General features: G+C 69.7%; 9 protein-coding genes and 8 pseudogenes. 6 read left to right on the plus strand and 11 right to left on the minus strand.

All coding sequences use genetic code 11. The features are described 5' to 3' along the window. Nucleotides 1–96: 96 nt before the first annotated feature. A pseudogene (locus ACZ5ON_RS35205) lies at nucleotides 97–428 on the plus strand (hydroxymethylbilane synthase); the annotation flags it as partial. A 72-nt stretch (nucleotides 429–500) separates the two neighbouring features. Here the strand turns inward: ACZ5ON_RS35205 and ACZ5ON_RS35210 are convergent. Both ACZ5ON_RS35210 and ACZ5ON_RS35215 read right to left on the minus strand, forming a co-directional pair. Next, a complete protein-coding gene (locus tag ACZ5ON_RS35210; RefSeq protein WP_465601482.1) occupies nucleotides 501–707 on the minus strand; it encodes a hypothetical protein in 207 nt (68 codons plus the stop codon). A gap of 196 nt (nucleotides 708–903) precedes the next feature. Next, on the minus strand, nucleotides 904–1,635 hold the full coding sequence (locus ACZ5ON_RS35215; protein ID WP_465601484.1) for an SDR family oxidoreductase: 732 nt from the start codon (nucleotides 1,633–1,635) through the stop codon (nucleotides 904–906). Between the two features lie 95 nt (nucleotides 1,636–1,730). Here ACZ5ON_RS35215 and ACZ5ON_RS35220 point away from each other — a divergent pair, with 95 nt between their 5' ends. The 3 genes and pseudogenes from ACZ5ON_RS35220 to ACZ5ON_RS35230 all read left to right on the plus strand — a co-directional run. After that, nucleotides 1,731–2,582 (plus strand): LysR family transcriptional regulator, encoded by an 852-nt coding sequence (locus ACZ5ON_RS35220; RefSeq protein ID WP_465601487.1) that lies wholly within the window; start codon nucleotides 1,731–1,733, stop codon nucleotides 2,580–2,582. A gap of 148 nt (nucleotides 2,583–2,730) precedes the next feature. Then, nucleotides 2,731–2,859 (plus strand): annotated as a pseudogene (locus ACZ5ON_RS35225) (transposase); the annotation flags it as partial. A 65-nt stretch (nucleotides 2,860–2,924) separates the two neighbouring features. Further along, nucleotides 2,925–3,206, plus strand: a pseudogene (locus ACZ5ON_RS35230) (response regulator transcription factor); the annotation flags it as partial. 50 nt (nucleotides 3,207–3,256) lie between these two features. Here the strand turns inward: ACZ5ON_RS35230 and ACZ5ON_RS35235 are convergent. Beyond that, complete coding sequence (locus tag ACZ5ON_RS35235; RefSeq protein WP_465601489.1) at nucleotides 3,257–3,589, minus strand: hypothetical protein; 333 nt, start codon at nucleotides 3,587–3,589, stop codon at nucleotides 3,257–3,259. 605 nt (nucleotides 3,590–4,194) lie between these two features. Between ACZ5ON_RS35235 and ACZ5ON_RS35240 the strand changes: the two genes are divergently transcribed. Continuing rightward, the gene (locus tag ACZ5ON_RS35240) at nucleotides 4,195–5,025 is read left to right on the plus strand and encodes an MIP/aquaporin family protein (protein ID WP_465601492.1); all 831 of its coding nucleotides are present in this window, start codon (nucleotides 4,195–4,197) and stop codon (nucleotides 5,023–5,025) included. 21 nt (nucleotides 5,026–5,046) lie between these two features. Here ACZ5ON_RS35240 and ACZ5ON_RS35245 read toward each other — a convergent pair whose 3' ends face one another. The 6 genes and pseudogenes from ACZ5ON_RS35245 to ACZ5ON_RS35270 all read right to left on the minus strand — a co-directional run bounded on the left by ACZ5ON_RS35245 (nucleotide 5,047) and on the right by ACZ5ON_RS35270 (nucleotide 8,447). Next, complete coding sequence (locus tag ACZ5ON_RS35245) at nucleotides 5,047–5,229, minus strand: hypothetical protein (RefSeq protein ID WP_465601495.1); 183 nt, start codon at nucleotides 5,227–5,229, stop codon at nucleotides 5,047–5,049. 320 nt (nucleotides 5,230–5,549) lie between these two features. Continuing rightward, nucleotides 5,550–5,830 (minus strand): annotated as a pseudogene (locus ACZ5ON_RS35250) (IS701 family transposase); the annotation flags it as partial. A gap of 14 nt (nucleotides 5,831–5,844) precedes the next feature. Continuing rightward, nucleotides 5,845–6,396 (minus strand): annotated as a pseudogene (locus tag ACZ5ON_RS35255) (IS3 family transposase); the annotation flags it as partial. A gap of 50 nt (nucleotides 6,397–6,446) precedes the next feature. Further along, nucleotides 6,447–6,713, minus strand: a pseudogene (locus ACZ5ON_RS35260) (transposase); the annotation flags it as partial. A 96-nt stretch (nucleotides 6,714–6,809) separates the two neighbouring features. Then, nucleotides 6,810–7,369 (minus strand): annotated as a pseudogene (locus ACZ5ON_RS35265) (IS701 family transposase); the annotation flags it as partial. 145 nt (nucleotides 7,370–7,514) lie between these two features. After that, on the minus strand, nucleotides 7,515–8,447 hold the full coding sequence (locus tag ACZ5ON_RS35270) for an aminoglycoside phosphotransferase family protein (protein ID WP_465601497.1): 933 nt from the start codon (nucleotides 8,445–8,447) through the stop codon (nucleotides 7,515–7,517). 533 nt (nucleotides 8,448–8,980) lie between these two features. Here ACZ5ON_RS35270 and ACZ5ON_RS35275 point away from each other — a divergent pair. Beyond that, on the plus strand, nucleotides 8,981–9,391 hold the full coding sequence (locus ACZ5ON_RS35275; RefSeq protein WP_465601499.1) for a hypothetical protein: 411 nt from the start codon (nucleotides 8,981–8,983) through the stop codon (nucleotides 9,389–9,391). A 40-nt stretch (nucleotides 9,392–9,431) separates the two neighbouring features. Here the strand turns inward: ACZ5ON_RS35275 and ACZ5ON_RS35280 are convergent, their stop codons facing one another. Together ACZ5ON_RS35280 and ACZ5ON_RS35285 are read right to left on the minus strand one after the other, a co-directional pair. Next, nucleotides 9,432–9,995, minus strand: a complete 564-nt coding sequence (locus ACZ5ON_RS35280; RefSeq protein ID WP_465601502.1) for a DUF4291 domain-containing protein — start codon at nucleotides 9,993–9,995, stop codon at nucleotides 9,432–9,434. A 195-nt stretch (nucleotides 9,996–10,190) separates the two neighbouring features. After that, nucleotides 10,191–10,701 (minus strand): annotated as a pseudogene (locus ACZ5ON_RS35285) (IS701 family transposase); the annotation flags it as partial. Nucleotides 10,702–10,875 lie beyond the last annotated feature (174 nt).

The following is a 10,875-nucleotide window of genomic DNA, read 5'->3' on the forward strand; positions in this document are numbered from 1 at the left end:
GCCATCGCGAAGCTGCCCGAAAACGCCTGGGAGACCTCGGTGACGCAGGATGGCAGCCTCCAGGAGGGCTACTTCGTTGCGGAGTTGACCGGTCTCATCCTCGCCCTGCAGTGCCGCGAGGACGACACCGCCACCATCGGCGCGGTCACCGCCCTCGGCCACCACGACACCTGGCGCGAGGCCACCGCCGAGCGGATGTTCCTCCACGTCCTCCAGGATCACTGCAACTCACCGATTGCCGGGTATGCGCAGGCTGAGCCGGACGGCCGCCTGTCCCTGCGCGGCCGGGTGTTCTCCGCGGACGGCAAGCAGGTCCTGGACGCCCACGAGTGGGCCGGTTCCCTCACCCCGAAGACCTCGGCACCGCCACCGCCCTCGCACTCAAGCGGCAAGGCGCGCACCAGCTGGTCGCCGCGATCCCACACTGACTGTGGCCTTCGAACGGCAGAAGCCCCGGGCCGAGGCCCGGGGCATCCTCATCCTGCCGACGTCGTAGCCGATCAGCCCCAGCTGGCGTCACGGAGGGTCCAGACGCTGTCGTCGGGGGTGTTCCAGTCCGTGTCGGTGATCGTCCGCCCGGAGTCGAGATTCCAGGCAGAGTCGTGCAGGCCGCCCCAGGTGGAGTCGTGGATGGCTGCGGGCATCGGGACCTCCAGCACTTCGCTCGTGGTGATCACCCTACTGATCTGTGACTGAGCGAGATACATGTCACCAGGCTGGGTGTGCGACCTGGGGTTCAGCACTGTTCTGGGCTCGAGACCTGTCACCGTTTGGGAGGCCTTGTCGTCACCAGCTGCAACTTGGCAGCCTTGTTGGCACCAACCCCGGCCTCGCCCGCACCCTCCTGCACCTGCTCCATCTCGGCTGACCGCGTGTGACTGAGCGAGATGGCCGCCGTGCACATCACCAGGGCACTACGCCGGCGTCCTCGAAGAACTGACCGGTCGGGCCGTCGTCGGGCAGGGTGGCGAGCTGGAGGGCGATGGCTGCGCCCTGGACGGGGGTGCGCACGCCGCGGAAGCCGTTGAGGTCGGTCGCGACGTAGCCGGGGCAGCCGAGGTTGATCAGGATGTTCGTGCCGCGCAGCTCCCGGGCGTACTGGAGGGTGAGGGCGTTCAGGAACGACTTCGACGGCGGGTACGCCGCGGCCAGCGGGCCGATCACCTGCTCGCTGCCGGCTTCGGACTGGCGGGTGAGCGAGCCGACGCTGCTGGACATGTTGACGATCCGCGGCGAGGCGGAGCGGCGCAGCAGCGGCAGCATCGCGTTGGTGACGCGGATGACGCCGATCACGTTCGTCTCCACGACCGTGCGGATGGTGGCGGCATCGACCCGGGTGGGCTCCTGCGGCATGCCGCCGGTGATGGCGGCGTTGTTGATGAGCACGTCGAGGCGCCCGGCCCGGTCCTCGATCAGCCGTGCGGCGGCGGTCACGCTCGCGTCGTCGGTGACGTCCAGGGGGACGCCGAACGCTTCCACGCCGGCTGCGAGCAGTTTCTCCACGGCGGCCCCGCGGCGCTGTTCGTCGCGGGCGCCGACGCCGACGCTCCAACCGAGGGCGCCCAGGCCCGCGGCGATCTCGTAGCCGATTCCCTTGTTCGCGCCGGTGACCAGCGCAATCGTTCGTTCGCTCATGGGGACCATGCTGCTGCCGGCCCCCGGCCGAGGTCCAAGACCGATTGGGTGGACACCGATACCGTCCGGGTATCGATCCGGGGTAGCGTGGCGGCATGGAGACCCGGGAACTGCGCTACTTCGTCGCCGTGGCCGAGGAGTTGCACTTCGGGCGGGCCGCGCAGCGGCTCGGGATGGCCCAGCCGCCGCTGTCCCGGGCGGTCCAGCAGCTCGAACGCCGGCTCGGGGTGGTCCTGCTGGACCGGACCAGCCGCACCGTCAGCCTGACCGAGGCGGGCGCGGTGCTGCTGGTCGAGGGCCAAGCGGCCCTGGCGGCGGTCGACGCCGCCGAGCGCCGGACCCGCCGCGCGGCCCGCGCCGCGACCGGTGGCCCCGGCCTGACCCTGGTCACGAAGGCCAATGCGTCCAGTGACCTGCTGGCGGAACTGCTCGACGCGTACGCCGCCGAACCCGGCGCGGTGCCCGTGGAGGTCATCCTGTGCGGCCCGGCCGAACAGGAACGGATCCTGCGCGAGGGCCGGGCCGATGTGGCGCTCCTGCACCAGCCGTTCGACTCCACGGACCGGCTGCACACTGAGGAACTCAGCACCGAGGGCCAGGTGCTGGTCCTGCCGGCCGGGCATCCGCTGGCCGGCCGGGCCCATGTGCACATGGCCGACGTCGCCGGGCTCACGGACCTGCCGCTACCGCGCTGGCCCCGCCCCGACGGCAGCTACCCGCCCGGCCCCGGCCCCCGGGTCCGCGACCACGCGCAGCTGTTGCAGCTGGTCGCGCTGGGCCGGGCCTGCTCGATCGCACCGGAGTCGTGCCGGTCCCAACTGCACGGCGACCTGGCCGCCGTGCCGGTGCTGGACGCGCCGAAGGTCACCACCGTGATCGCCTGGCCGCCGCACAGCCGGTCCAGAGCCGTCGCCAACCTTGTCCGGACCGCGACACACCTCAAGTGAGGCAGTGCGCGCGGGCCGCCGCGCGCACTGCCCGACGGTCACACCACCGAAGCGTCGTCCAGCGTGACGTTCCCCTTGAGGCTGGACACCTGGAGACTGGGCGATGCAAGCCCGGAGGAAGCAGTACCAGGTGGGAATCAAGAGCAACATGGCCAAGCGGTACACGGCGGAGTTCAAGCGGGACGCGGTCGCACTCGTCCGGTCCTCGCCACACCGGAACGTCACCGAGATCGCCCGGGAACTGGGGGTCAGTCCGGAGGGATTGCGGGGCTGGGTCAAGCAGGACAAGACCGACCGGGGCGAGGGTCGGCCGGGCGAGCTGACCAGCGCCGAACGCGAGGAGCCTTGCTGTCGCCCGCCGCCAGCCGGCACATCGTCGACAGCCTCGCGGCCGGCCCGGCCGTGGCCCGCGGCGAGGCGGCCAGGCGGCGGCTGGCCGCGCTCTCGGCGCGCGAGCGCGAGGTGCTGGAACTACTTGGTGAGGGCCTCTCGAACGCGGACGTGGGCACCCGGATGCACATGAGCGAGGGCACGGTGAAGACGTACGTGAGCCGGATCCTGGCCAGGCTGGAGTGCGAGAACCGGGTGCAGGCGGCACTGCTCGCCCGGGACGCCGCGCTCTGACGGACCCGCGGGCGGGACGTCTCACGCTGGCCGCCGCGCGGGCCCGGCGCTCAGTGCCAGTAGGTCTGGGCGCCGGCCCGGCTCTGGTACCAGGCCCAGACGGCCAGTGCGGTCACCAGCACCAGCAGGAGCAGTAGGGCCAGGAAACCGGCCAGCCCGGTCCGGCCGGACGGCTCACCGGGCGCGGCCGTGAGTCGGGGAGCCACCCGCCGTACGTCGTCGGCGTGGTACCGGACCACGGTGTGCGAGCCCCAGACGCTGTCGGCGGTGTCGGTACGGAACCGCACCCCGTTGGCCACCGCCGTCTCGTGCACCGGACCGACCCCCGGCCACAGCGTGCGCACCTGCGGCACCGTGAGCCAGCTGATCTCCTCGCCGTCCACACCCAGTCCCCTCCGCGCCCGGTCGCCCCTCGGACCGACGGGCAGCAGGGCCCACGGTGTCGCGTGCCGACCTCCCCGTACCCGCCGTCGGGTGGAGCACCCGTCCCCCAGCCTTCGGCCGGGTGGGACCCCGGCCCGGAGGCTGGGGGCGGGACCGTCCGCGCCCGCCACCGTGCGGTGCCGCCCCCAGCCGCCGGGTCTGGGGGCGAGGGGCCCTCGGACGCACATCCCTCGTCGCGCGCAGCGCCGCTGCGCTCTCTTCCCCCCAGCCTGGCGGCTTGGGGGTCCCCCGGCCGAAGGCTGGGGGATCGGTGCCCCGCACGATGCACGCCCGGATGCGGCTCTCGGCACATCCTCGGTCTTCGGCCGGGAGACGCCCCTTTCCTCTCTTCACGCTCCCCGCTGCCGGGCGGTCTCATCATCACAGGCCCGGCGCACTTAACCGTCAAGGGGGCGCGGAATCAAATCCTGGCGCCCCGACCACGGTCAACGGTCCGCCCACGCCCCCAAGTAGCCCTGCCTGACGGGCAGCCGTCCGTGAGGTGCGTACACGATGAGGAGGACGTCCAAGGCCGGCCCGGCCGACAGGACCCTCGGGAGTGCGGATGGTTGAGCGATCGGAGCAGGGCCCCGGGTGGGGGCTGGCGGGTGAACTGTTCGCGGAGTTCACCGGCACCATGATCCTCATCCTGTTCGGTGCGGGCGTGGTGGCACAGGTGCTCGCGGCGGGCCTTGGCGACCATGACAGCATCGCCTGGGCCTGGGGGCTCGGTGTCACCCTCGGCGTCTACGTCGCGGCCCGGATGAGCGGCGGCCATCTCAACCCCGCGGTCACCGTGGCACTGGCGGCCTTCAAGGGCTTCCCGTGGGCGAAGGTCGGCCCCTACGCCGTGGCGCAGACCGCGGGCGCGTTCGTGGCGGCCCTGGTGGTGCGGTGGAACTACACCGAGGTACTGGCCAAGTTCGACCCGAATCACTCGATCAAGAGCCAGGGCGTCTTCTCCACCCTCCCCGGCAACGGCGGCTTCCCGGTGAGCGAGCTGGGCGCGCTGCGCGACCAGGTGATCGGGACGGCGATCCTGGTGCTGCTGGTCTTCGCGGTCACCGATGTGCTCAACAGCCCGCCACGCGCCAACCTCGGCCCCTTCATCGTGGGGCTGATCGTGGTCGCGATCGGCATGGCCTTCGGCACCAACGCCGGGTACGCCATCAACCCGGCCCGCGACTTCGGCCCCCGGCTGGCCAGCTACCTCACCGGCTACGGCCATGCCTGGCGGGACCAGTACGAAAACCTCTACTTCTGGGTGCCGATCGTCGGCCCGCTGGTCGGCGGTGTCGTCGGCGGTGCCCTCTACAAGATCCTGATCGGCGACTTCCTGGTCAGGGGAGGTGAACAGGAGGTCGGCCGCACCCCCGCCCCGGACACCGCCGAGTAGGCCCCGCGAACGCTTGGCCCCTCAAGGCGGCTCGCCCGAGGAGTGCGAGCGAGCGTGCGCTTCCGTACCGAAGCCCGGTGATGCGAGCCCCATCCGGGCCAGCTGGGTGCCGAGGCCGGGGGTGGCGGCCGAAGCCGAAGGCGAGGCGATGCTCTGGCGGCCGTCGAGGTGCTCTTTCAGGACGGCGATCAGGCGGCGGATCACCGGCCGGCCCCCGCTTGGATCCGGCGCATCTCGGCGCGATGTCCTCGTGGGTGGCGCCAAGATCGAGGGCCTCGCCCATGAGGCGGAGGCCGCGGTGCGGGTCGGTGAGGTGCTCGGGGCCGCCGTGCTCGATCACGGCGATGGCTGCGGCGCAGACTGCTTCTTCCTTGGTCATGGTGCGTTTCTTACGGCGTGTCTGACAATTCCTACCAGGCACGCGACGCTCCCTCAGCCTTCGCATGAGAGCACTCCCAGGGCGGAAAGCGCACCCCGCTGCGTTGCGTCGGTCGCCCGGCTAGTACTCCAGCTGTAGATCTTGATCACGATTGTTGGGCGGCCTGTCGCCGGTAGTGGCTGGCGCGGGCACGAGCTTGGTGCCGTCGGCGCCAGTCCGACCAGCGGAGTCGGTGTGCCAGGTCGCGGGCGGGCTGGGTAACGAATGCTGCGAAGAGGCGTCGGATCTCGCTGCACGTCAGCGGGACGAACCTGGTGGTGTCGTTGCGGCCTGCTCGATGGCGGCCGTGACCGCGAGAAAGGCCTGCGCAAGCATGGCCAGGGTGGTCCAGCGGTGCCAGGAGGTCCAGCGGCGGACCTGGTGCTCCCGAATGTCAGGCTGGTGTATTGGGAGCCCTTGTCGCTGTGATGCACGAGGCCGGGGCGGGGTCTGCGGGCCGCGATCGCCATAGCGAGGGCGTCGGTGACCAGCTCGGTTCGCATGTGGTCGGCCATCGCCCAGCCGACGATGCGGCGGGAGAACAGGTCCATGACGACGGCGAGGTAGAGCCAGCCCTCGTCGGTGGGCACGTAGGTGATGTCCGCGGTCCAACGCAGGTTCGGTGCGCTCGCGGTGAAGTCACGGCCGATCAGGTCGGGGGCGGCCGTGGCCTGCCGGTCCTGCCGGGTCAGCGAGGCCCGGCCGGTGCGGCGGTGCACGCCGACCAGGCCGGCCTGGCGCATCAGGCGGGCGACGCGCTTGCGGCCGACGGACAGGCCGTCGATCTCGCGCAGGTCCGCGTGGATGCGGGGGGCTCCGTAGGTCCCGTGGGACCGCTCGTGGTGCCCGCGGATCTTGTCCGTGAGCTCGACGTCCTTGTGCTGTCGTCGGGAGGGGCGGCGGTTTCGCCACGCGTAGTAGCCCTGCCGTGACACACCCAGCAGCCGGGCCATGAGGGAGACGTCGTGGTGTGCCGTGTTCTCGTCGATCAGCCGGTAGCAGATCACCGGCTGGTCTCCCGGACGAAGAAAACCGTGGCCTTGCGGAGGATCTCCTTCTCCTCGCGCAACTGCTTTACCTCGCGGCGCAGTTGGGCGAGTTCCTCCTTCTCGTCGCTGGTCAGCCCAGGGCGCTCTCCGGCGTCCACCCGGTCCTGGTTGGCCCAGGTGCGGATGGTCTGGGCGGACGGCTCGAACTCCTTCGCCAGCTCCTCCGGCGACCGGCCGGCCCTGACCAGCTCGACTATCTGGCGACGGAACTCCGGCGGGTAGGCCGGACGCGTCCTTGGACGATGAACTCCTCCTTGCGGGACTCAGTGTCCCAAAGTGGAAGGTTGTCCATCAAACCGGGGCAACTTCAGGTCGCCGCCGTAGACCTCGTCGCCGGTGACCCAAGCGGCCGGCACGTCGGCGGGGCCTGGGCGATCATCTCGGTGGCCAGGGCGGGCTTGGTTGCGAACATCAGGTCCTCGGGGATGCCCGCCGCCTGGCACCGGTCGGGGTCCTGGGTCCAGGAGCGCGGGATGTAGAGGCGCCTGTCGATGGCTGCGTGCCCGGTCGGGGTGGAGTAGACGAGGTAGACCGCAACCTGGGAGTTCTCGATCCGTCCCGCGGTGCCGGTGTACTGGCGTTGCACGCCGACGCTCGCGGTCCCCTTCTTCAGGTCCCCAGTCTCGTCCACCACCAGCACGGCGTCCTCATCGCCGAGGTGGTCGACCACGAAATCCCGTATGTCGTCGCGGACTTGGTTGGCGTCCCAGGACGCACGGCTGAGCAGGTGCTGCATGCCAGCCGGACTCCCGTCACCGGCATGCTCGGCGATCGTCCAGCAGTTCTTCCTCGGCAGGTCTGCGAGCAGGCCGAGCACGAACGCCCGTGCCCGGCGACGCGGCTCAACCCGGGTGAACCGGCCCGCCACCCGCGCCATCAGGCCCTCGAATACTGCGTGCCACCGGGCAGGGTCTACGCTGTGGCCCACGGCCACCGGCTGATCTTCGTTTGTCCACACAACTGACGATGATCAACGGTGGCCGTGTCCATCTGCGCACCGGACCAGCCAGCACAGTGACGCTCTACGAGCCTTTGGTGAGCAACTCCGCCAGGCGGTCTGCGAATTCGGTGAGCCAGTCCAGTTGTGGTCCGCTGCGGGCGATACGGAAGCCGTGGCGGCGACCCCAGAACGCAGCCTGTACGGCATGGAACTGGGCCCATCGCTGGACGCGTTCACGGTCGAGTTCCGCTGCTTCAGCGAATACGTCCAAGATGCGGTGGACAGCCTTGCTCGGGTCGTCCGCTTCGAGGAGCGTCAGCGCGCGTGACTTCAACAGTGTGCCGCCGTCGTAGGCGGGATCTCCCGCGTACCCCTTGGGGTCTACGGCCAGCCATGGCTCCCGGCCAGCGCGCAGGATGTTCCGGGCATGGAGGTCGCCATGGATGAGGGTGTCCGGCTGGACCCGGCCCAGTTCCCGGACGGTCGCCACAGCGGCATCCACCACCTGGCGCGGCAACGGATGTGTCAGCTCCTTGGCGTCCCTGCGCAGCTGTTCCTCCCAGGCATCGGCCTGCTCGCGCAGCCGGGGCAAGCCGGACGGTGCGGGGATGGCCAGGCGGCGATTGAGCCGCCCGGCAACCGTCACCACCTCGTCGCCGTCCGCAACCTCCGCCAGGGTCACAGCCTGAACCCGCTCCAGCAGCATCGCGAGCCGCTCGTCGTCGCGCTCATGCAGCAGGACGGCGCCGCGCCCGGCCCACGCCACGAACGCGTCCGGCTCATGGGCGTTGCCGGGATGCGGAAACGACACCTTCAGCACAGCGGTCTCCTCAGCCCGCCGTCGTACCGGGACGATGACACCAACGCCTCCGTGCAGGACCTTGCCATCCGGCACACACTCCCAGCGCCCCAGTAGCTCCTCCACGATCTCGGGTAGCTCGGCGAGCCACTCAGCCCCGGTCTCCCCCTCGCGCTCGATGGTGCTCCGTGCGAACTCCTCTGGCGTAGCGATCATCTCGGCACCCTATGCGCCAGCCCAACTCAATGACCAAGTCCAAGCAAGCCCGCTGCTGCCGCCAGCAGACCGCCCATCGCGAAGATCGCGATCTACAGCTGGAGTACTAGCCTCCACCCCGTCATCACCACCGAGGCCACCGACCCCACCGACCTCCACCACCTGCGGCGCCGCCCCGCCGACGGCGCCCTGCGCTTCCGCGCCGCCTCCCCCACCGTCAACAGCGTCCGCAACAATGGCCCAGAGTTGCTCGACACCGCCCCGTATCCACTGGGTCTGGCGGACTGTTGACGCCCAGCCCCGGTGAGTCGGGGTCGCCGGGAGGCAGCCGATTCCGGCTCAAAGCCGACTGGTCCCCGCTCGCATCGAGCGGAAGGATCTGACAACGCCGGACCAACGTACTGGGACGGTGGCCAGTCGGTATGCGGTCACACGGCGGCCGGCGGCCCGCCTCGCACCACCACGAGCGTCCGAAATGAATCCGACGGCCGCCACGGAGCGCCCGTCGCAGCCGATCCTTCCCCGGAGGACTGATGAAGCGCAAGCTCGCGTTCAGCCTGATCGCCGTCACAGCCGCGGCCACCTCACTTCTCGGCATGACCGGTTCCGCCTATGCCGCCGGGCCAGGCGGTGCCGAAGCCTGTCCGAACGGGACCGTCTGCCTCTACTACAACTCGCCCAACCTCGGCTGGGGTGCCTCGGAACACTGGACCGGCGGCCACGGCAGCAGCTACTACCTGGGCAACTACACCTTCAGCAATTGGGGCAACGGCTCCGGCTACGGCGTCACCGTCGGCGGCCACGCCGCGTCGATCGTCAACAACACCCCGAACTACTGGCAGGTCTGCGATGCCGGTGGCCGGTGCGAGACATACGGCCCCTGGTACGCCGACAGGCTCGACGCCACGTACAACAATGACTGGACCCTCAAGTACGCCTACTAGTACTACAGGGCTAGATCTGTCTTTGCTGGTCGACTGGGATCTACATCGGCGATAGGTGCGCTTCCATGGTCCGGCTCATCGGGTAGACGCGCTCTGCGGGCAGGAGTCGCTGCGCCTGGGCGGCGCGTCCGTTTCGGACGAGCGCTGCGGCCTTGTGGACCTGCGGGGTGAGGTCAGTGAGGCCGACGACCCATTCTTCGGCGAACGTGCGGATCAGGTGGCGACCGATTCCGACCTGGATGCTGTAGTGGTTCAGAGCCGCTCCACGCAGCGAGCGCTCGGGGTCCCACTGCAGGTGCACGGCAGCTTGAGCCACTGCCTTTGGATCCGCGGTCGTATGTACGGCCTGGGAGAGGGCCTGCTCCCAGCCTTCCCGTGTCATCCGCACTGCGAGGACGCGCTCCTGCCCTGGCTTGCGGGCCCAGTTGCTGCGGTGCATCAGCCACAGGAACGAGGGCTTGATCCACGTCATTCGCTGGAACGAGAACGGGGTGACGAAGCGTCCCGCCCGCAGTGCGGCGTCGGCGATCGTGGATGAGTACGCCTGGTAGACCACGATGGTACGGGCATCGTAGTCGGCACGGATCTGATGCAGCGGCGTCATGCACCGCACCTTGTCATCCGCCGCACGGGTGCCGCCAACGGTTTCCCACCGCGTGCGGACCTATTCCGGCCGGCGCTGGGGCTAGACATTGATCATTTGGAGGCGCATCCGGCGGCGGAAGTGATGGCGCCGGGCTTCGACTTGATGCCGAACCCGGAACGCCGACCAGTGCAGTGCGTTTCGAATCTCGTGGACGGGTTTACCGGCATCCCGGCATCGCTCGCGGTCAGCCGCCCATGAGTTCTCAGGCAGGTACAACTCCCGGTCCCGCAGTACCCGCTGGCCGTCTGGCGTCGCGTAGGCGAGGAAAGGTCCCGATCTGGCAGCTGTCGATCCGACCGAGCGTGCCGGAGTACTGCCGCTGCACCCCAGCGGACTTGCGGCCCTTCTTCGCGAAGCCGGTCGGGTCCGCGATCAGCACCGCACGCTCATCGGCGAAATGCTCCATCGCGTACCCGACCAGCAGGTCACGCAACCGGTCCGCACTCCACGGGGTCAGGTTCAAGAACCGCTGGACGCGCTTGGGCTCTGGCGCGCCAGTGAACTCGGCGATGGTCCAGCCGTTCTTCTTCTCCAGCGGTGCCAGCAGCCCCCGCAGGTAGTCGCGGGCGTGTGCCCGCGACTCCGGCCGGTAGAACAGCGGCTCGATTCGGGCACACGCCGCCCCGAACTCCGCGTCCAGGACCGCCAGGTCCTCCGCCGTCACCTCATCGCTAGTCCGACCTCGTGCACTGACGGCTGACCATCCTGCCGCACTCACGAACCAAGATCTATCCCTGTAGTACTAGCCCTGGATATTCAGCGGATCTGGGCCGCCTGATGCTCCGATAGCAGAAAGGTGCCGCTGACCTGCAAGGATGCGAGTGTCTAGGTCGTATCC

This window comes from Kitasatospora sp. NPDC032150 (assembly GCF_055579945.1).